The sequence below is a fragment of the Devosia sp. P1_H9 genome, from assembly GCF_056405135.1.
In genome coordinates this window covers 96,742-116,477 of record NZ_JBFUCQ010000003.1, presented here as the reverse complement: position 1 = coordinate 116,477, position 19,736 = coordinate 96,742, and the positions used below count along the sequence as shown (strand labels likewise).

Annotated in this window: 23 protein-coding genes; 10 read left to right on the top strand and 13 right to left on the bottom strand. The window is 65.1% G+C overall.

Features of this window, described 5'->3' with window-relative positions:
- Positions 1-369: 369 nt before the first annotated feature.
- On the bottom strand, positions 370-1,689 hold the full coding sequence (gene preA / locus AC1DYL_RS06720) for an NAD-dependent dihydropyrimidine dehydrogenase subunit PreA (protein ID WP_477150979.1): 1,320 nt from the start codon (positions 1,687-1,689) through the stop codon (positions 370-372).
- A 12-nt stretch (positions 1,690-1,701) separates the two neighbouring features.
- Complete coding sequence (locus AC1DYL_RS06715; RefSeq protein WP_477172517.1) at positions 1,702-3,051, bottom strand: NAD(P)-dependent oxidoreductase; 1,350 nt, start codon at positions 3,049-3,051, stop codon at positions 1,702-1,704.
- Between the two features lie 460 nt (positions 3,052-3,511).
- Between AC1DYL_RS06715 and AC1DYL_RS06710 the strand changes: the two genes are divergently transcribed.
- Positions 3,512-3,874 carry a septal ring lytic transglycosylase RlpA family protein gene (locus AC1DYL_RS06710; RefSeq protein WP_477150981.1) on the top strand — a complete coding sequence of 121 codons (363 nt, stop codon included), beginning with the start codon at positions 3,512-3,514 and terminating at the stop codon, positions 3,872-3,874.
- Positions 3,875-3,996: 122 nt separating this feature from the next.
- Here AC1DYL_RS06710 and AC1DYL_RS06705 read toward each other — a convergent pair whose 3' ends face one another.
- The 7 genes from AC1DYL_RS06705 to AC1DYL_RS06675 form a co-directional block, all read right to left on the bottom strand.
- Positions 3,997-4,215, bottom strand: coding sequence for a hypothetical protein (locus AC1DYL_RS06705; protein ID WP_477150982.1), 219 nt, complete (start codon positions 4,213-4,215; stop codon positions 3,997-3,999).
- Positions 4,199-4,351 (bottom strand): hypothetical protein, encoded by a 153-nt coding sequence (locus tag AC1DYL_RS06700; RefSeq protein WP_477150983.1) that lies wholly within the window; start codon positions 4,349-4,351, stop codon positions 4,199-4,201. Before AC1DYL_RS06700 ends, AC1DYL_RS06705 begins: the two co-directional genes overlap by 17 nt.
- Before the next feature lie 53 nt (positions 4,352-4,404).
- Positions 4,405-4,959 (bottom strand): phosphonate metabolism protein/1,5-bisphosphokinase (PRPP-forming) PhnN, encoded by a 555-nt coding sequence (phnN, locus tag AC1DYL_RS06695; RefSeq protein WP_477172516.1) that lies wholly within the window; start codon positions 4,957-4,959, stop codon positions 4,405-4,407.
- Positions 4,959-6,095 (bottom strand): alpha-D-ribose 1-methylphosphonate 5-triphosphate diphosphatase, encoded by a 1,137-nt coding sequence (locus AC1DYL_RS06690; RefSeq protein ID WP_477156785.1) that lies wholly within the window; start codon positions 6,093-6,095, stop codon positions 4,959-4,961. The genes phnN and AC1DYL_RS06690 overlap by 1 nt, the downstream gene beginning before the upstream one ends.
- Positions 6,073-6,795 (bottom strand): DUF1045 domain-containing protein, encoded by a 723-nt coding sequence (locus tag AC1DYL_RS06685; protein ID WP_477172515.1) that lies wholly within the window; start codon positions 6,793-6,795, stop codon positions 6,073-6,075. Before AC1DYL_RS06685 ends, AC1DYL_RS06690 begins: the two co-directional genes overlap by 23 nt.
- Positions 6,796-6,903: 108 nt before the next feature.
- A complete protein-coding gene (locus AC1DYL_RS06680; RefSeq protein WP_477150987.1) occupies positions 6,904-7,410 on the bottom strand; it encodes a hypothetical protein in 507 nt (168 codons plus the stop codon).
- A 215-nt stretch (positions 7,411-7,625) separates the two neighbouring features.
- Complete coding sequence (locus AC1DYL_RS06675) at positions 7,626-8,207, bottom strand: hypothetical protein (protein WP_477172514.1); 582 nt, start codon at positions 8,205-8,207, stop codon at positions 7,626-7,628.
- Positions 8,208-8,413: 206 nt separating this feature from the next.
- Between AC1DYL_RS06675 and AC1DYL_RS06670 the strand changes: the two genes are divergently transcribed.
- Positions 8,414-9,670: a glycerate kinase type-2 family protein gene (locus AC1DYL_RS06670; protein ID WP_477172513.1), complete on the top strand. Its 1,257-nt coding sequence runs from the start codon at positions 8,414-8,416 to the stop codon at positions 9,668-9,670.
- Between the two features lie 24 nt (positions 9,671-9,694).
- On the opposite strand, the gene AC1DYL_RS06665 is transcribed toward AC1DYL_RS06670, so the two are convergent.
- The gene (locus tag AC1DYL_RS06665) at positions 9,695-9,895 is read right to left on the bottom strand and encodes a hypothetical protein (protein WP_477150990.1); all 201 of its coding nucleotides are present in this window, start codon (positions 9,893-9,895) and stop codon (positions 9,695-9,697) included.
- Between the two features lie 129 nt (positions 9,896-10,024).
- Between AC1DYL_RS06665 and AC1DYL_RS06660 the strand changes: the two genes are divergently transcribed.
- The 3 genes from AC1DYL_RS06660 (at position 10,025) to AC1DYL_RS06650 (ending at position 12,273) form a co-directional block, all read left to right on the top strand.
- Positions 10,025-10,963 (top strand): Gfo/Idh/MocA family protein, encoded by a 939-nt coding sequence (locus tag AC1DYL_RS06660; RefSeq protein WP_477172512.1) that lies wholly within the window; start codon positions 10,025-10,027, stop codon positions 10,961-10,963.
- Between the two features lie 87 nt (positions 10,964-11,050).
- On the top strand, positions 11,051-11,548 hold the full coding sequence (locus tag AC1DYL_RS06655) for a 2,4'-dihydroxyacetophenone dioxygenase family protein (RefSeq protein ID WP_477172511.1): 498 nt from the start codon (positions 11,051-11,053) through the stop codon (positions 11,546-11,548).
- Entirely contained in the window at positions 11,545-12,273 is a 729-nt protein-coding gene (locus AC1DYL_RS06650; RefSeq protein WP_477172510.1) for an SDR family NAD(P)-dependent oxidoreductase, read from the top strand. The genes AC1DYL_RS06655 and AC1DYL_RS06650 overlap by 4 nt, the downstream gene beginning before the upstream one ends.
- Here AC1DYL_RS06650 and AC1DYL_RS06645 read toward each other — a convergent pair.
- The 3 genes from AC1DYL_RS06645 to AC1DYL_RS06635 all read right to left on the bottom strand — a co-directional run bounded on the left by AC1DYL_RS06645 (position 12,258) and on the right by AC1DYL_RS06635 (position 14,170).
- Complete coding sequence (locus AC1DYL_RS06645; protein WP_477172509.1) at positions 12,258-12,764, bottom strand: hypothetical protein; 507 nt, start codon at positions 12,762-12,764, stop codon at positions 12,258-12,260. The two genes, AC1DYL_RS06650 and AC1DYL_RS06645, sit on opposite strands and share 16 nt — an antisense overlap.
- A complete protein-coding gene (locus AC1DYL_RS06640) occupies positions 12,761-13,687 on the bottom strand; it encodes an aldo/keto reductase (protein WP_477172508.1) in 927 nt (308 codons plus the stop codon). Before AC1DYL_RS06640 ends, AC1DYL_RS06645 begins: the two co-directional genes overlap by 4 nt.
- Positions 13,688-13,780: 93 nt before the next feature.
- Positions 13,781-14,170, bottom strand: coding sequence for a VOC family protein (locus AC1DYL_RS06635; protein ID WP_477172507.1), 390 nt, complete (start codon positions 14,168-14,170; stop codon positions 13,781-13,783).
- A 279-nt stretch (positions 14,171-14,449) separates the two neighbouring features.
- Here AC1DYL_RS06635 and AC1DYL_RS06630 point away from each other — a divergent pair, with 279 nt between their 5' ends.
- Genes AC1DYL_RS06630 through AC1DYL_RS06610 form a run of 5 tightly spaced genes read left to right on the top strand, consistent with a single transcriptional unit; the run spans position 14,450 to position 19,701 of the window.
- Entirely contained in the window at positions 14,450-16,057 is a 1,608-nt protein-coding gene (locus AC1DYL_RS06630) for an ABC transporter substrate-binding protein (protein WP_477172506.1), read from the top strand.
- A 57-nt stretch (positions 16,058-16,114) separates the two neighbouring features.
- On the top strand, positions 16,115-17,122 hold the full coding sequence (locus tag AC1DYL_RS06625; RefSeq protein WP_477150998.1) for an ABC transporter permease subunit: 1,008 nt from the start codon (positions 16,115-16,117) through the stop codon (positions 17,120-17,122).
- Positions 17,122-18,024, top strand: coding sequence for an ABC transporter permease subunit (locus AC1DYL_RS06620; RefSeq protein ID WP_477150999.1), 903 nt, complete (start codon positions 17,122-17,124; stop codon positions 18,022-18,024). Before AC1DYL_RS06625 ends, AC1DYL_RS06620 begins: the two co-directional genes overlap by 1 nt.
- Positions 18,025-18,028: 4 nt before the next feature.
- Positions 18,029-18,865: an ABC transporter ATP-binding protein gene (locus tag AC1DYL_RS06615; protein ID WP_477172505.1), complete on the top strand. Its 837-nt coding sequence runs from the start codon at positions 18,029-18,031 to the stop codon at positions 18,863-18,865.
- Positions 18,865-19,701, top strand: a complete 837-nt coding sequence (locus AC1DYL_RS06610; RefSeq protein WP_477172504.1) for a dipeptide ABC transporter ATP-binding protein — start codon at positions 18,865-18,867, stop codon at positions 19,699-19,701. Before AC1DYL_RS06615 ends, AC1DYL_RS06610 begins: the two co-directional genes overlap by 1 nt.
- Positions 19,702-19,736 lie beyond the last annotated feature (35 nt).

Genomic DNA, 19,736 nt, shown 5'->3' with positions numbered 1-19,736 from the left:
TCCCGGCGAAAGCCGGGACCCGCTGCTCGGACAGTTGGTATTCCGCAAAACTTATCCCCGCACTCCGCCCGTCTCCTATCCTCCCCCCACCTCTCCGATGCGAGGCGCTACGCGGCGCCGCGGGGAGGGTTCGGGCTAGGGGCGGGGCGCCGCTTCTAGGGTTTGGTGGAAGCGTCCGCTTTGCGCACCATCGAGCCAAAAGACCGTTCGCAATGGGCGGGGCGAAAGTCCCAACCTTGTACAGTTCGGCGGACGACCGCCACAGGGACGAAGTCCCGCCCGTGCCGCTTTCGCAAGAAACGGCAAGACTGACAGGAAACCCCGAGGCCCACGGCCGTCGGGTGCTTCGGCACGTTCGCAGGAACTGCTTTACTCGGCCGGCTCCACCGACTTGCGCATCGGATTGTTCGGGTGCGTCGTCCAGTTGGCGTAGGTCGGCTCCACCACCTTCTTGGTCCGCGCGTCGAGCATCCCCGGCTCGAGCTGGATCATGGTGATGCAGTCTTCCACCGGGCAGACATTGACGCACAGGTTACAGCCCACGCACTCGTCGTCCATCACCTCGAAGTGGCGCTTGCCGTCCTTCTCCTTGGTGATCGCCTGGTGCGACGTGTCTTCGCAGGCGATGTGGCAGCGGCCGCAGCTGATGCACTTCTCCTGGTCGATCCGCGCCTTGGTGACGTAGTTGAGGTTCAGGTACTGCCAGTCGGTGACGTTGCGGGTCGCGCGACCGGTGAAGTCCTCGAGCGTCCGGTGGCCCTTCTCGTCCATCCAGTTCGATAGCCCCGAGATCATCTCCTCGACGATCTTGAAGCCATAGACCATCGCTGCCGTACAAACCTGCACGTTGCCGGCACCCAGCGCCATGAACTCCGCTGCGTCGCGCCAGGTGGTCACTCCGCCAATGCCCGAGATCGGCAGCCCATACGTCTCCGGGTCGCGGGCGATGTCGGCCACCATGTGCAGCGCAATGGGCTTGGCCGCCGGGCCGCAATAGCCGCCATGCGTGCCCTTGCCGTCGATCGTCGGCATCGGCGCGAAATTGTCGAGATCGACGCCGGTGATCGAGTTGATGGTGTTGATCAGCGACACCGCATCGGTGCCGCCGCTCTTCGCCGCACGCGCCGGACGGCGCACATCGGTGACGTTCGGCGTCAGCTTGGTGATCACAGGCATGCGAGTGTGTGCCTTGCACCAGCGCACGATCATTTCGATGTATTCGGGCACCTGGCCCACCGCGGCACCCATGCCGCGCTCGCTCATGCCGTGCGGGCAGCCGAAATTGAGCTCGACGCCGTCGGCCTCGGTCTCCTCGACCACGGCGAGGATCGACTTCCAGCTCTCCTCGGCCAGCGGCACCATCAGCGAGACGACCACCGCGCGGTCGGGCCAGTTCTTCTTGACCTGCTTGATCTCCTGCAGGTTCTTCTGCAGGTCGCGATCGGTGATCAGCTCGATATTGTTGAAGCCGAGCAGTCGCCGGTCGGCGCCCCAGATCGCGCCGTAGCGCGGTCCGTTGACGTTGACCACCGGCGGGCCTTCCTCGCCCAGCGTCTTCCACACCACGCCGCCCCAGCCCGCCTTGAAGGCGCGCTCGACATTGTACGCCTTGTCGGTCGGCGGTGCCGAAGCCAGCCAGAACGGGTTGGGCGATTTGATCCCGACGAAATTGTTGCGGATGTCAGCCATGGCTTAACTCCCTCAGTTTCCAGCGAGATAGCGGTTGATGCTCTCGGCCGCGTCGCGCCCCTGCGCCACTGCGGTGACGGTCAGATCGTCGCCGGCCGCGATGCAGTCGCCGCCGGCCCACACGCCCGGCCGGGACGTGCGGCCTTCGGCGTCGGTCTCGAGCCGCCCAGCACTGAGCGTCAGCCCTGCCGCTGTTTCATCTTCGAGCGTCTGGCCGATCGCCTTGAACACCTGGTCGGCCGGCAATGTCAGCGTATGGCCCATGCCAACGAGGCGGCCGTCCTTCAACTCGGTGTACTCAAGCTCGATCCCGGTCACCTTGCCATTCTCGCTCAGCACCCGCTTGGGCTGCAGCCAGTGCCGGATAGTGACGCCCTTCGAGGCCGCGAGATCCTGCTCGAAGCTCGAAGCGTTCATATGCTCCTGTCCGCGCCGGTAGCAGATGGTCACCTCTTCGGCGCCCAGCAGCTTCGATTGCACGGCGGCGTCGATCGCCGTCATGCCGCCGCCGATCACCACCACGCGCCGTCCCACCGGGAGCGACGACAGGTCAGTGCTTTGGCGCAGCTCAGCGATGAAATCCACCGCATCGGCCAGCCCATCGGGTCCATCAGTCTCGCCCTCGGCCCGCAGCGCGTTGACGCCGCCCAGGCCGACGCCGAGGAACACCGCGTCATGGGTTTTCAGCAGCCCATCCAGCGACAGTTCGCGCCCCAGCGCCTGGCCTAGTTCGATATCGATGCCGCCGATGGCGGTGACATACTCCACCTCCGCCTGCGCGAACCCATCCGGCGTCTTGTAGGAAGCGATACCGTATTCATTGAGCCCGCCCGCCTTGGGGCGCGCGTCGTAGACCGTCACGTCGTGCCCATGCACCGCGAGCCGGTGTGCCGCCGCCAAACCCGACGGACCAGCGCCAACTACGGCGACCTTCTTGCCGGTCGCCTCGGCGCGCTCGAAGAACTGCGCGTTCTCCGCCATCGCGATATCGGTGGCGTAACGCTGCAGGTGGCCGATCTTCACCGGCTTGCCCTCGGCCTCCATGCGGACGCAGGCGTCCTCGCAGAGCTGCTCGGTCGGACAAACCCGGGCGCACATGCCGCCCAGGATGTTCTGCTCGAAGATGGTCTCGGCCGCGCCCAGCGGATTGTCCGTCGAGATCTCCCGGATGAACATCGGGATATCGATCTCGGTCGGGCAGGCGTTCATGCACGGCGCATCGAAACAGAAGTAGCACCTGTCGGCTTCGACGAAAGCCTCGTGCCGGTCGAGCGCCGGATGCAGGTCGGAAAAGTTGCGTGTGTACTGGCCGGGTTCAAGACGTCCCGGTGCGATGCCTTGCTTGAGCATTCCCCCGCTCATCGGCAGCTCCCTCTCCTTTAGAGCCATTCCAGACTAGGACGCTAACGCAGCTCCGAAATTTTATCAATTGGTCAAAATTGAGAAATCGCATGCACCGGGAGGGACGCTGCGGTCGGCGCTTTCGGCTCGTTTCAGGATCATTCCAGCGCAGCGGGGAGCCCCTGAACCGGCCATTCCGGACCCGATCGCGCCACAATTGCCGCTCCGCCAACCCTTCCCGTCACTGATGTACGTGCCCAGAGTCGAAAAATCGTCGCACCCGCTATGCCTTCCGGAGTCTTGGCGACGAGCCGACAAGTTTCTGGAATCTCGCGCTAAAATAGAACGGCCAGCGGTAGTGCTACTGATGCATTTCAGCAACGGTTGCACTTGGAAGCGCTCCGTTCAGATTCGGTTCATATTGTCGCCACACCGGCAAAGCCTTGTCCGACCATCGTAAACAAGCGTGAGTAGTCCAAGGTTGAATAGGAAAATCGTTCTGGTCGCCGCAGCAGCCCTCGTGACGGGCCTCATGACCTCAGTCACAGGTGCCATGGCAGATCAGTGCGGTGGGGCGTCCTGGTATGGACCAGGTTTCCACGGCAAGAAGACGGCCTCGGGCGAGCGGTTCAACGAGAATGCCATGACCGCGGCCCACAAGACTCTCCCCCTCGGCACGGTCGTGAAGGTCACGAACCAGCGCACGGGCAAGTCGATCAAGGTCACGATCAACGACCGCGGTCCCTATGCAAAGGGCCGCATCATCGACCTCAGCAAGGCCGCCGCCGCCCAGCTCGGCACCAAGAACGCCGGTGTCGGCAAGGTGTGTGTCGCCAAGCTCTAGCCAATTCGCGCTCAGGAGAAGGTGAAGACTTCTCCGCTTCGAGTGTGCGGTCCGGATGGGCCGGCTAGATACAAAATCAGGGGTCGCCCGGGTGAGACGGGCGGCCCCTTGTCTTTTGCGGCTTACAGATCGTTCGCCGCATTGAGTTCGTCGGTGGTCAGTCCGTCACCTTCCGGGTCGAGCGGATGCGGTCCCCCGGCGCCGATCACCGCCTCGATATCGACAGCGAGCTTGGTGAGGTCGAGTTCCGCCACTGTCTGCACCGGCTGGCGCGCCAGCGCATGCTTCAGCGCTTCCTCGATCAGCTGTGTGCGCTGGGCCTCGTCAACCACCGTTGCCATCGATCTTGATCCCTCCTTCGTCGACGCGAATCTCGAGCGCCGGCTTCTGCGATTCCTGGTAGGCGATGTAGATGCCAAAGCCGACGGCGATCGCCGCCAGCACTGCGATAACGGTGTAGAGCGAACTTCTGGTCATGCCGGTCCCCGTGACGCTGTTGCTAAAGGCAACGCGCCAGTCCCGGCTGTGGTTCAATCGGCGATGGATTTGAGCGCCGCGACGAACCCCGCGATCCCCTCGTCCAACCCCTCCGAATTGTCAATGATCGTCGGCACGACGCCCTCGGGCACCGGTGCGCCCTCGCGCTGCAGCCGTGCCGCCACCTCCTCTGCAGTCTCTCGCCCGCGTCCGGCGAGCCGGGCTGCTCGCACCTCGGGCCGCGCCGTCACCAGCAGCACGTGGCAGGCCGGGTACTTCTCGATCGCCCGCTCGATCACCTTGCGCGAGGTGTTCACCACCACGATCCGTCCCGCCACCATTGCCGCGTCGATCGCCGCCGGCACCCCGTAGCAAAGCCCGTGCGCCTCCCAGTCGAGCGCATAGGCGCCGCGCAGCTTCTGCCAGCCGAATTCGTTGACGTCGATGCTGTCGTGATCCTCGAGTTCCACCATCGCTGTCCGGGTCACCACCCGGCGCGGAAAGCTGAAGCGGACATCGTCGGCCAGCGCGGACTTGGCCGCGCCGATCAGCGTGTCCTTGCCCGCGCCCGACGGTCCGACCACAAGGACGAGGGCGCCGTGGCTCATCAGCTCACCCGCTTGCCCTGGCGCCACACCGAGCGCACCACCGGCACCGGATCGGTCCGCCGCACCCGCACCAGGTCGGCGCGCTTGCCGATGGCGATCTCGCCGCGATCGCTGAGATGCGCTGCCGCCGCGGGCCGTGCCGTCACCATGCCCACCGATTCCGGCAGGGTGATATTGTCGGCCACTTCCGGCAGCAGGAACGCCGCGTACATCAGCGAGAACGGCACGTAGTCCGAGCTCAGCACGTCGAGCACGCCGGCCCGCGCCAGTTCCGCCGCCGAGATATTGCCGTTGTGCGATTTGCCGCGCACCACGTTGGGCGCACCCATCAGCACGGCCATGCCGGCCTCGTGGCAGGCGCGCGCCGCTTCCATGGTGGTCGGAAACTCGGCAATCGCCATCCCGTCGCGCACCGCCTCGTCGACGTGTTCGACTGTCGCGTCGTCATGGCTCGCGAAAGCCAGCCCGATCTCGCGACCGCGCTTCAGGATCGCTGCGCGGTTCTTGTCGGCATACTTGTCGCGCTCGGCCTGCCGGTCGGCGATGTACTGCGCCATCTCGTCGTCCGAGAAGCGCATCTTCTTCTGGTAATAGGCGATGTAGTGTTCGAGCGTCGTGTACTGCCGAGCGCCCGGAGTGTGGTCCATCAGCGAGGCCAGCCCCACGATCGGGTTGCTGCAATTGTCCTCGAAGTGCTGCGCCACGTCGGGCGTTGCGAGCTCGCAGCGGAGGTGAATGTGGTGGTCTGCCCTGAGCCGGTCGCTCGCATCTGCCTCGGCCACCGCCTCGACCATTGCGCGCACGTCCGCGGTGATGTCGCCAACTTCGGGGTCCGAGCCGATGCGCACGGCGTCGAACACCGTGGTGATGCCGGCGCCCGCCACCTGCGCATCATGGCTCTGCAGCGCCGCGATGGCGTTCCAGGTCACCCCCGGCCGCGGCCGGTAGTGGTTCTCGAAATGATCGGTATGGAGCTCAACCAGCCCGGGGATGACATAGTCGCCGCCAATGTCCTCGGCGTTCCGCGCCGGGCCCGGCTCGATCGCCGCGATCACTCCGTCGCGGACCAGCACCGAACCCTCGATCACCTCGTCGCCGAGTACGATCCTGGCGTTACCGAGCGCGAACTCGCTCATCGACGGCCTCCCCACTGAGCATGAAATCACCGAGGCGCATGAACGGCGCCCCTGCCTCTGGTTCGTGGAATAGCACGAGCCTGTCCAGCACCGTCTCCGCCTCCGCCAACGCCCCGAAATGCGCTGCGGCGGCGCGCGTATAGGCCTCGCGCTCGGCCTCCGGCAGCCGGTCGGTGAGCGTCATGTGCAGGCGAAACTGCTCGAACACGTAGGGGTAGCCGAACCGGTCCATCAGTTCGATCTGCCGCTCGCTCAGGTTCCCGCCCTTCAGCCGCCGCTCGCGCTCAGCCGCCGACGGCAGGGCGCGGAACGGCTCGAACGCCTCCACTACCTCGCCGGCGAAGTCGGTCAACTCGGCAGTCTGGTTCGCCGGGATCAGCGCCAGGAAGCCGTCGATCAGCGCCAGCTTCAGCCGCCCGATCGCCACCGGCTCGCTTTCCTCGGCAAACGCCGCGAGCGCATGCTCGAGTTCCGCTCGCGACTTTCCTTCGCGCAGCAGCATCGGCGCCTTGATCGTCGCATGGAAGCCGTAGCGCCGCGCCGAAACGCTCCGGTCGAACAGCGCATCGCGCGTCGTGCCGGCCAGCGGCCCATCAAGCGTCGCACCGGTGAGCGGATCGCGCCCCAGCCACTCGGCAGCTTTCAGCCACAGCGGCTCATCCGCTCCGGGCGCATAATAGATGGCAAAGCGTTCGGGCATCGGGTCGCGGCTCGGCGAGGGACAGGCAAGGAACGGGGGTGACTAGCCCCGTTCGATGTCAGTTTTTTGTCAGTCCCGCAAGGCGTCCACCGCGCGTGGCAGCGTGGATCAGATGACCCGCGCCACGCAAGCCGCGGCCTGGTCGGCCCCGCCATCGAGCACGTTGTCGGCAACCAGCGTATCGCCGCCTGGCAGCGGGCTCAGCAGCGCAAAGAAGCCGCGCTTGCCCTCGCTCTTCAGCTGCCACTTGATCCGGGTACCCGGCGGCAGGTCTTCCGCGCTGTGGTTGACCACGACGATCGCGCGCGGCGTTCCCGCAACGGCACAGCTCAATTCCACATTGAAGCCGAAGTGCCGCGTCTGCAGTGTCGGCTCCTCGACATAGTCGGACGAGCTGCCATCATCCCCACCACTGTCCTTCGGACCTGCCGGGCCCGTACCCGAGGGATCGGGCGGCGGGAGTCCATGCTCGTCGGCCGGACCGGTTCCATCGATGGGGGGCAGGCCGCCACCCGGGTCGAGTGGGAGGACTTCCCCGGCATAAGCTGCCATACCAAAGAGCGGCAGCATCAGTGTCGCGAGCAAGACGCCCGCGATAGGACGAATTCGGTTCATTGTTGTTTCCTGCGCAGGCCCATCGATCGCGTCCACGATCGATGCCCGACTATGTCGTTGGTTTGTTACCACGGCAACTATGGTCCGCCTGTTGAACTCACCGTGAGGGGGCCATTTAGCCGCGGTTCATCACAACGATGCGCGAGAGTTGCCTGCCGGACACAGGCCGAAGCCTGCATCCGGTGTCTCGCTGGCCTTGAAGCAGGCAGGCCTGCCTAGGAGAGCAACTTGATGCCGCAGGCCTCGCCTGCCGTCGCCTCGATACCCGGCAGGAGGGCCGCGTGCCCGGCGTCGAGCCGCTTGTCGAGTTGCAGCGAACCCTTGTCCGCGCCCACTCGCCAACGCAGCTTGAGGCCCTGGGGCGCATCCGTCTCGCCGACATTGCTCAGCACCAATCCCTGGGCCTTGACGATGCAGGCCAGCCGGATCACGAGGGCGCCGCCCGCCTTGCCGTTCACGCCGAACGCTCCGGGACCACCGCTGCCGACGCCGTCATCGAGGATGACGATCGGCGGGTTGTCGTCGACCACGAGGATGCCGCCGGGCGCCTTCGGCGTGGCAGGGCCGGGGCCGATCGGCCCAATAGCCTCGACGATATGGCTCGTCAGTTCGATGTCGGAAAAGTGGTTCGTTGCCGGTTCAGGCTTCCCGCCGCCCTTCGACGGGGTGTCATCGCCTAGGTGCACTTCGTCCTTGTGCGGCGGGTCGATGTCGATGGGGATATAGATATTGCCCGCCAGGGCCGCCGAAGTAGCCGTAATCAGCAGGCCCGCGAGGATAATGGTTTTGGCGTTCATTCTTTCTGCCTCGAAGATGTTGGTGCTCGCGAACGTTGTCGCGATTTGGTGGTGGCAATGATCGCAATTTCCGCCTGAATGGCGGCTGAACGGCTATTTTGTCGCCAAATAAACGAACCGTGTACTGCGAGGTGCCTTCGGTGGTGCGGCTTGCGCTCACCTCTCGTCGCCGACAATATGCCGCCAAATCAGCACCTTGGAACGCCATGGATCGCGACCTTCTCGAACGGCTGTTCCACCGCGCCGTCGATGCCGCCCAGCCGCAGCACGCCATCGCCGCCAACCTGCCGCCGCCGCCCCGGGGGCGGACCATCGTCATCGGCGCCGGCAAAGCCTCGGCGCAGATGGCGCGGGCGTTCGAACTGGCCTGGCCCGGCCCGATCCATGCCGGCCTGGTGGTGACCCGCTACGGCTACGGCACGCCCTGCGAGCGCATCGAAATCGTCGAGGCCGCCCACCCGGTACCCGATGTCGCCGGCTATCTCGCCGCCCGCCGGCTGATGGAGAAGGTCTCCGGCCTCAGTCATGACGATCTGGTGGTGGCGCTGATCTCCGGCGGCGGCTCGGCGCTGCTGCCGCAGCCGGCGCCCGGCCTCAGCTTCGAGGACGAGCAGGCGGTCAACGAAATGCTGCTCGCCTCCGGCGCCCCGATCTCGGTGATGAACGTCATCCGCAACGAGCTCAGCGCCATCAAGGGCGGCCGCCTTGCGGCACTCGCATCGCCGGCGCGTGTCGCAACACTCATCGTCTCCGATATTCCTGGTGACGATCCCTCGCTCGTCGCCTCCGGCCCCACCGTCCCGCTGGCCGCCGGCCGCGCAGAAGCCCGTCACCTCGCCTCGCTCTATCGGCTGAAACTGCCGCCGGCCGCCGAGGAACTGCTGGCCTCCGACCTCAACCCGACACCCGCCGTCGGCGATGCCCGCTTCCAGCACAACACCGTCCGCATCATCGCCTCCACCGCCCTGTCGCTCGAAGCGGCCGCCGCCGAAGCGCAGCAGGCGGGGCTCGAGCCGCATATCCTCTCCGATGCCATCGAGGGCGAGGCGCGCGACGTCGCCGGGGTCCATGCTGCCCTGGCCCGCGAGATTCGGACGCGCAACCGCCCGTTCACCCGGCCGACGCTGCTGCTGTCCGGCGGCGAGACCACCGTCACCATCCGCGGCGATGGCCGCGGCGGCCGCAACGCCGAGTTCCTGCTCGCCTTCGCCCTCGCCATCGACGGCGTAGATGGCATCACCGCCCTCGCCGCCGATACCGACGGCATCGATGGGGCAGGGGACAATGCCGGCGCCATATGCGACGGCCACACCGCCGGCCGCATGCGCGCCGCCGGCATCGATCCGCGCCGGGCGCTTGCCGACAACGACGCCTACAACGCCTTCCGCTCCATCGGCGGCCTGCTCGTCACCGGCCCCACTGGCACCAACGTCAACGACTTCCGCGCCATCATCGTGCGCTAGCTACTCTTCGACCCCGAGGAGAGGTTATTCCTCGACCCAACTGTCGAACTCACCGTCCTTGGTGAGCCGCGCCACCATGTAGCCGCCACGACCGCGGGGCCGCACCTCATAGTCGAAGTCCTTGCCGTCCATCGCCCGCTGCAGGTTGGCGGCGCTCTCAGCACTTTCCGCCGAGGCGAACACTTGCGGCACGCTGTTGCCTTCGCTGACGAATGCCCGTGACATCGCATTTCTCCCGTTCCGCAGGCCATCATACGCCGTCTTAGGCAGCCGGACGATTTTTGTGAGTTAGCAACTTCACATCGGCCACCGCTTCCTCTTAAGTGCGCGCCGGTTTCAGGGAGCATTTCGGCAATGGCCAAAAAGAAGATCGCCGTCATCGGTGTCGGCAAGATCGCGCAGGATCAGCACCTGCCGGTGATCGACAAGAGCCCGGATTTCGAGCTCGCGGCCTGCGTCTCGACACGTGGCCTCGGCCACCGCGATGTGCCGGTGTTCAAGACTCCCGCCGAGTTCTACAAGGCCATGCCCGAGGTCAAGCTCGTCGCCATCTGCACCCCGCCGGGCGTCCGCCACGGCATGGTCCGCGAGGCGATCGACGCCGGCATGGATGTGCTGCTCGAAAAGCCGCCGACCCCCACCATCACCGAGTTCGAGGACCTCGTCACCTATGGCGAGAAGAAGGGCAAGGTGCTCTTCCAGACCTGGCACTCCCGCTACAACGCCGCCGTCGATGCCGCGAAGCTCATCCTCAAGGATGAAGGCGTTGCCTCGGTCCGCATCGATTGGCGCGAGAGCGTCCGCAAGTGGCACCCGGGCCAGGAATGGGTGTGGGAGCCCGGCGGCTTCGGCGTCTGCGATCCCGGCATCAACGCTATGTCGATCTTCACCAAGATCATGCCGTTCCCGGTTTTCGTCGAAAGTGCGAAGCTGAAATTCCCCGCCAACCGCCAGACTCCGGTCGATGCCGAGATCGTCTTCAAGTCGGCCGAAAAGCACCAGCCCAAGCTCAGCGCCGGCTTCAACTGGCTCGAGGAATCCGGCGAGATCTGGACCGTCGCCATCGAGACCCGCAAGGGCACACAGCTGAAGCTCGAAAGGGGCGGTACCGTGCTCAAGGTCGACGGCAAGGAAACCGTCGCCAACCCGTCCGAGGAGTACGAGGCGATCTACGAGCGCTTCGCCAAGCTCCTGAAGAAGGGCAAGTCCGAGATGGACGGCTCGCCCCTGCGCCTGCTCGGCGACGCCTTCCTGCTCGGTGCCCGCGAGAACGTCGAGGAGTTCCACTGGTAAGGACTCGGCTGGCCTAGACGTAGGTCGACTGGCAGGGTTAGCTGGCGCCGCCTAAGCTACCATACCAGTTGGGGAGGAGACCCGCCCATGTACGAGACCTTCAACGGCTCGGCGCACCCGATGGCGCCCAGGGAAATCGCCATCACCGCCGTCCCTGAGGATGAGCGGGTCTGGGTGCCGCAGGCCGAAGGCGTGTGGTTCCGGCCGCTGTTCCTCAACACCCTGCAGGGCCAGTGGTGCAACCTGCTGCGCGTCCGCCGCGCCGGCATCCTCAGCCGCCACCTCCACCCGCAGCCCGTGCATGGCTACGTCATCAAGGGCCGCTGGCACTATCTCGAGCACGACTGGGTCGCCGAAACCGGCTCCTACGTGTTCGAGCCGCCCGGCGAGATCCACACTCTGACTGTCCCCGAGGACACCCCCGAGATGATCACCTTCTTCAACATCTCCGGGTGCATGGTCTACCTCGACAAGGACAACAAGCAGATCGGCTTCGAGGACGTCTTCACCAAGATCGACATGTGCAAGAAGCACTACGACAAGGTGGGCCTCGGCGCCGACTACGTGGACCAGTTCGTGCGATGAGCCACTGGGCCAGCGAGTTCTACGCCAACAAGACCGTGGTCATCACCGGCGGCACCTCCGGCATCGGCCAGGGCATCGGCCGCGCCTTCGCCGATGCCGGCGCCATCGTCCACGTCACCGGCGCCACCCAGGCTGAGGTCGAGTCCGGTGCCGCCGCCGAACCGCGCTTCCGCTACACCCAGCTTGACGTCCGCAATACCGAACAGGTCGCCGAATACGCCGCCACCTTCGGCAGCGTGGCCGCCCTCATCAACTGCGCCGGCGTCAACCTCCGCGCCGCCGAGCACACCGTCGAAGGCTTCGAAACCGTCATCGACATCAACCTCAACGGCTCGATGCGCACCGCCTACGCCTTCCGCGAAAAGCTCGCCGGCGGCGCCATTCTCAACATCGGCTCGATGTTCTCGTTCTTCGGCGCGCCGCACGCCCCGGCCTACGCCGCTTCGAAGCACGCCGTCGCCGGTCTCACCAAGTCGCTGGCCACCGCTTTCGCCAAGGAGGCGATCCGCGTCAACGCCCTCGCCCCCGGCTGGATCGAAACGGCGATGACCGCCGTTCCCCGGGCCAACGAGGCCCGCAATGCCGAACTGATGGGCCGTACCCCGCTCGGCCGCTGGGGCACTCCGGCGGACTTGGCGCCCGCCGCCCTGTTCCTCTGCTCGCCGCTCGCTGGCTATATCACCGGCGCGATCCTGCCGATCGACGGCGGCTACTTGGTCGCCTGATCGGCTGATGCCTCCACCGGCACCTTCGGCGCGCAGAAATACAGCGCCTGGTTGATCACGTAGAGCGAACCATCCAGCGAGATGCCATTCTTGGGCACCTCAGGTCCGGCTTTCGGATCGAGATAGGCGATCGCGCCATTTTTCAGCGCGTCGAGCACCGGTGCCACGTCGCCTTCGACGCGCGCATGGTATGGCGAGGCATCCGGCTTGGCATCGAGTTCGTAGCTGTTCTCCTTGTCGAACTCGATCCGCCAGCGCCCCGCGTCGCCGCCCGGCCGACTGGTATAGATGTGCAGCCCCACCCCGAAATCGGCCTCGCAGCGCACCGCGAGGCAGGCGAATTCAGCCGGCGTCGACCCAAACCCGCAACCGAGCGCCGCCCGGTCGCCCTCGCCCTCGAGCGGCGAGTAATGCCAACCGGCCTCCTGCGCCAGGGCAGGGGAGGCCAGCAGCGCTGCCGCGATCAAAAGCGAGATGAGGCTGATCTTCACTTCCCGGCGTCCGTCAATTCCTTGATGTCCGCTGCGCTCAACGACAGGTTGGCGCCGCGCATCAGGCTTTGCACCTGCTCCACCGAAGTCGCCGATGCGATCGGTGCTCCGACGCCCGGCTGCGCTGCAATCCAGGCCAGCGTCACCTCGGCCGGCAGCGCCCCGGTCCGCTTGCTGACCGCGTCGAGTGCCTCAAGGATTCGGAAGCCCTTGGGGTTCAGGTACTTCTCCACCACCGTCGCGCCGCGCGGGCTCTTCTGCGCGTCGGCGGCGCTGCGGTACTTGCCGGCGAGGAACCCGCGAGCCAGGCTGAAATAGCCAATCCCCGACACCTCCTCGGCTACGCAGGTCGCCTGCACCTCTTCGAACTTCGCCCGATCGTAGAGGTTGAACTCGTTCTGGATGGTTTCGTAGCGCGCGTAGCCCTTGGCCTTCGAGATGCCGAGCGACTCCGTCAGCAGCGTCGTGTCCTGGTTGGACGAGCCGATATAGCGGACTTTCCCGGCCTTCACGATCCTGTCGAGCGCCGCCAGCGTCTCTTCCTGCGGCGTCTCCGGGTCCGGCCAGTGCGTCTGGTAGAGATCGATATAGTCGGTCTGCAGGCGCCTCAGCGAAGCATCCACCTCTTCCTCGATCCATTTGGCGCTGAGGTCGCGGTGCCCCTGGCCCATGTCCGAACCCACCTTGGTGAACACCAGCACCTTGTCGCGATTGCCGCGCGCCTTCATCCAGTTGCCAATGATGGTCTCGGACTTGCCCTTGCCATAGCTGTCGGCGGTATCGAGCGCAGAAAAGCCGCCATCGAGGAATGCATCCAGCACCGGATAAGCGGCCTGCTCCTCCAGCGTCCAGCCCAGCACATTGCAGCCGAAAACCAGCGGGTCGATGAAAAGCTCTGTGCGGCCAAGGCGGCGCTTGCTCATGATGATCTCCAATATGTGCGAAGGACAGGCAGGAAGGAGCGCGAGCCTAGCCCCGCCATCCATCGGCGACAAGCGATGGAACGCCGATCCGGCTCAGCCCTTCGGCTGGATCAGGTCCCACTTGTTTCCGTAGAGATCCTCGAACACCGCCACCGAGCCATAGACCTCATGTCGCGGCGCCTCGTGGAATTTTACCCCGTGCTCGACATACGCCGCATGGTCGCGCGCAAAGTCGTCCGTCTCGAGAAAGAAGCCCACCCGCCCGCCGGTCTGGTTGCCGACATGGGCGGCCTGCTCCACGCCATCGGCCTTGGCCAACAGCAGCTTCGCCCCACCACCGGCCGGCGCCACCGCCACCCACCGCTTGCCACCGCCCATGTCGGTATCGGCGAGCAGCGCGAATCCCAGCTTCCCGCAGTAGAAGGCGATGGCATCGTCGTAGTCCGCGACGACGAGGGCGATTGTGGCGATCGATTGAGTCATGCGACGATCATTTGCGGCACCTCGCCACAATCGTCAATCGCCCGGCTGTGGGATCGATCTCCGCCGCGCAACCGATTTACCTGCCGAGAAACTCAGGTTTGCGGCGATCGCGCAGTTTGCGGAATCGCTTTCTCCATGACGGTGCTTTGACCAACCGGTCAAACTGGGCCATTGCGTGGCGGAAGAAAAAGCGCTTTGTTGCGCGCCAAGCTCCGGCCGGCACGAGGGACTCCTTGCCGTTGAACGCCGGGGCGCAATGCTTTTCGGGAGACAACCATCATGCAATTGATGAAAACCCTGCTCGCCGCCACTGCGCTCGTCGCTGTGATGGGCGGCAGCGTGTATGCCAAGCAGCTCGTATTCTGCTCGGAAGCTTCGCCGGCGCACTTCGACCCCGGTCCGACCACCGGTGGTAACGACTTCGACGCCTCGTCGCGCGCCATCTATGACCGCCTTGTCGAGTTCGAGCATGGCGGCACCGCCGTCATCCCGGGTCTCGCCGAGAGCTGGACCGTGTCCGATGACGGGCTCGTCTACACCTTCAAGCTGCGTCCCGGTGTGAAGTTCCACACCACGTCCTACTTCACCCCCACCCGCGACCTCACTGCCGACGACGTGATCTTCTCGCTCGAGCGCCAGTGGAAGGAAGACAATCCGTGGAACAAGTACCTCGAGGGCATCTCGTGGGACTATTTCCAGGGCATGGACATGCCCAAGTTCCTGAAGTCGGTCGAGAAGGGCGCTGACGACCTTACCGTCGTGATCACGCTCAACGAGCCGAACGCTCCCATGATCGCGAACCTCGGCATGGACTTCGCCTCGATCGTGTCGAAGGAGTACGCTGACCAGCTGCTGGCCAAGAATGACCCGGCCGCTCTCGCCGACTTCTCCAACAAGCCGGTGGGCACAGGCGCCTTCGTGTTCGTCGACTACCAGACCGACGCTGTCATCCGTTACCAGGCCTTCGCCGACTACTGGCGCGGCAAGGTGGCGATCGACGACCTGATCTTCGCCATCACTACGGATCCCGCGGTGCGTGCGCAGAAGCTCAAGGCCGGTGAATGCGACATCATGAGCTATCCCGCCCCGGCCGACGTGGCTGGTCTGCAGGATGATGCCAACCTCCAGGTGCTGGAGCAGGAAGGCCTCAACATCGGCTACATGTCGTACAACACGACGATTGCCCCGATGGACAACGCCAACGTCCGCAAGGCGCTGTCGATGGCCATCAACAAGACGGCGATCGTCGACGCGGTCTATGAAGGCGCTGGCCAGGTGGCCAAGAACCTGATCCCGCCGACCATGTGGTCCTATGACGACAAGATCGTCGACACAGCCTACGATCCGGAAGCGGCCAAGAAGATGCTGGCTGATGCCGGGGTGTCGGGTCTGACCCTGGACCTCTGGGCCATGCCGGTGTCGCGTCCGTACAACCCGAACGCGCAGCGCGTTGCTGAACTGATCCAGGCTGACTGGGCCGCTGTCGGCGTCACTGCCAACATCGTCACCTATGAGTGGACCGAGTATCGCGAGCGCGGCAAGAAGCCGGACCGCCCGGGTGCGTTCCAGATCGGCTGGACCGGCGACAACGGCGATCCGGACAACTTCTTCGCGACCCTGTTCTCCTGCTCGGCCATTGGCGTGTCCAACTACTCGAGCTGGTGCAACGACGACTTCGAGAAGGCCATCCAGGACGCCAAGAAGGTTTCCGACCAGGCCGAGCGCACCGCGCTCTACACCAAGGCCCAGGAGATCTTCAAAGCCGAAGAGCCGGCGATGACCATCGCCCACTCCAAGGTCTTCATGCCGATGAACAAGCGCGTCCTGGGCTACACCATGGATCCGCTTGGCATTCACCGCTTCGACAATGTCGACGTAACCGAATAATTAGAGATAGAGTTCGAGGGGCGGCGCCATCACCGGCGCCGCCCCTTGGCGTACCCAATGCTGCGATTCATCCTTCAGAAACTCGCCCTGATCGTGCCGACCATCATCGGCATCACCATTGCGTCGTTTGCCTTCATCCGCCTGCTGCCCGGCGACCCCATCCTTGCGATGGCCAGCCAGTACGGCGTCACCCCCGAACGCTACGAGATCCTCAAGCACCAGTACGGCTATGACCTGCCGATCTGGCAGCAGTATTTCAACTACGTGGGCGGCATCCTGCAGGGCAATTTCGGCATCTCGCTCGCCACCAAACGCCCGGTGATCGAAGAGTTCATGACGCTTTTCCCGGCAACGGTCGAGCTGGCGCTGTTCGCCATGCTGATCGCCGTCGCGCTCGGCATCCCCGCCGGCATCTTCGCCGCCATCAAGCGCGGCTCATGGTTCGACCAGATCACCATGGGCGTGGCGCTAACCGGCTATTCGATGCCGATCTTCTGGTGGGGCCTGCTGCTCATCATCTTCTTTTCCGGCTATCTCGGCTGGACCCCGGTTTCGGGCCGCATCGCCGTCAGCTTCTTCTTCCCGCGCGTCACCGGCTTCATGCTGATCGACAGCCTCATCGCCGGTAAACCCGCCGGCTTCGTCTCCGCGCTTCGGCACCTCATCCTGCCAGCCATCGTCCTCGGCACCATCCCGCTCGCCGTCATCGCGCGCCAAACGCGTTCGGCCATGCTCGAAGTGCTGGGCGAGGACTATGTGCGCACCGCGCGCGCCAAGGGGCTCGAGCCCGGCCGTGTCGTCGGGGTCCATGCCTTCCGCAACGCGCTGATCCCGGTGGTCACCACCATTGGCCTCCAGGTCGGGCTGCTGATGGGCGGCGCCATCCTCACCGAGACGATCTTTTCCTGGCCGGGCATCGGCAAGTGGATGATCGACTCGATTTCTAAGCGCGACTACGTCTCGGTGCAGTCGGGCCTGTTGCTCATCGCGTTGATCGTCATGGCGGTGAACCTCATCGTCGACATCCTCTATGCTGTCATCAACCCACGCATCAGGGTGCAGTGATGGCCGCTGAAACCACCGTCGCTCCAGCCACCGTCCGCCGCATGAGCGGCCTGCGCGAGTTCTGGTACTATTTCTCGATGAACCACGGCGCCGTTCTCGGCCTCCTGGTCTTCGTGCTGCTGATCCTCGTCGCCGTCTTCGCGCCCCTCCTGGCGCCGTTCACGCCCGACCAGCAGTTCCGTGAGTTCATCCGCATGGCTCCGCCTTGGGCCGGCGGCACGCAGCCGCAGTTCTTCCTCGGCACCGACGAAGTTGGTCGCGACATCCTCTCGCGCCTGATCCACGGCTCCCGCTACTCGCTGTTCATCGGCTTCTTCGTGGTCAGCCTGGCCATGTTCACCGGCGTGACCTTCGGCCTACTCGCCGGCTATTTCCGCGGCTGGGTCGATGCCGGGATCATGCGGGTGATGGACATCATCCTCGCGTTTCCCTCGCTCCTCCTGGCCCTCGTGCTGGTCGCCATCCTCGGCCCCGGCCTGTTCAACGCCATGCTTGCCATCGCATTGGTGCTGCAGCCGCACTTTGCCCGCCTGACCCGCGCTGCCGTGCTCTCGGAGAAGAGCCGCGAATACGTCACCTCGGCCAAGGTCGCCGGGGCAGGGCACCTGCGGCTGATGTTCATCACCATCCTGCCCAACTGCCTCGGGCCGCTGATCGTCCAGGCGACGCTGAGCTTCTCCAACGCCATCCTCGAGGCGGCGGCGCTCGGCTTCCTCGGTATGGGCGCCCAGCCGCCGACGCCGGAATGGGGCACCATGCTCGCGCGTGCTCGTGAGTTCATCACCAGCGCCTGGTGGATCGTCACCATGCCCGGCCTCGCCATTCTGATCACGGTTCTCGCCATCAACCTCGTCGGCGACGGCCTGCGCGATGCGCTCGATCCCAAGCTCAAGCGGAGCTGAGGCGATGCACCTACTCGAAGTCAAAAACCTCACCGTCAGTTTCGACACCTCGGTCGGCGTGTTCAACGCCGTCAAAGGCATCGACCTGCATGTCGACGCGCGCGAAGTGCTGGCTATCGTCGGCGAGTCCGGTTCCGGCAAGTCCGTCGCCATGCTCGCAGTCATGGGCCTCCTGCCGCCCACCGCGACCGTCGCCGCCGACAAGATGACCTTCGACGGCAAGGACCTCCTCGCCATGTCGCCGGCCGACCGGCGCAAGATCATCGGCAAGGACGTTGCCATGATCTTCCAGGAGCCGATGACCAGCCTGAACCCCTGCTTCACGGTCGGCTTCCAGATCGAGGAAGTACTGCGCTTCCACCTCGGCATGGACAAGGCACAACGCCGCGCCCGTGCCGTCGAACTGCTTGCCCAGGTCGGCATCCCCAACCCGGCGGAGCGGCTGAAGTCCTACCCGCATCAGATGTCGGGCGGCCAGAACCAGCGCGTCATGATCGCCATGGCCATCGCCTGTAACCCCAAGCTGCTGATCGCCGACGAGCCGACCACTGCGCTCGACGTCACCATCCAGAAGCAGATCCTCGACCTGTTGGTGCGCCTCCAGGCCGAGCACGGCATGGGCCTGATCATGATCACCCACAATATCGGCGTCGTCGCCGAAACCGCCGATCGCGTCGTGGTGCAGTATAAGGGCAAGAAGATGGAGGAGGCGGGCGTGCTCGAACTCTTCACCGCGCCCAAGAGCGCCTACACGCGGGCGCTGCTCGCCGCGCTGCCCGAGAACGCCACCGGCGATCGCCTGCCCACCATCTCAGGCGTCAATTTCGAGGAGACGGTCTGATGGCCACCGTCCTCGAAGCCCGCAACCTCGTTCGCGACTACCACATCGGCGGCACGCTGTTCGGCGGTAGCCGCACGGTCCACGCGGTGAAGGGCGTCAGCTTCAAGCTCGAGCAGGGCAAGACCCTCGCCATTGTCGGCGAATCCGGCTCGGGCAAGTCGACGCTGGCGCGCATCCTCACCCTGATCGACCGCCAGACCGCCGGCGAGCTGCTGATCGACGGTGAAACCATCGATATCGGCAAGACCGGCGTCACCGCCGCCATGCGCCGCAAGGTGCAGATCGTCTTCCAGAACCCCTATGGGTCGCTGAACCCGCGCCAGAAGATCGGCAACGTGCTGATGGAGCCCTTGCTCCTCAACACCAAGATGCCGGCAGCCGAGCGCCGCGACCTCGCGCTCGAGATGCTGACCAAGGTCGGCCTCCTCCCCGAGCACTTCAACCGCTATCCGCACATGTTCTCCGGCGGCCAGCGGCAGCGCATCGCCATCGCCCGCGCCATTATCATGCGGCCTTCGCTGCTGGTGCTCGACGAGCCGGTTTCGGCGCTCGATCTCTCGGTGCAGGCGCAAATCCTCAACCTGCTCGCCGACCTGCAGGATGAGTTCGGCCTCACCTACGTGTTCATCAGCCACGATCTGTCGGTGGTGCGCTACATCGCCGACGAGGTGATGGTGATGTATCTCGGCGAGGCAGTGGAAACCGGCACGCGCGAAAAACTGTTCGCCAATCCCGAGCACCCCTACACCAAGGCCCTGTTCGCCGCGACGCCACGCGCCGACGTCGAGAGCATCAAGGCAAGGCTCGCCAAGAAGGCCGCCCTCGCTACGGCGTAGCTTGCACCCCTCCCCGTTGAGGGGAGGGGTGGGGC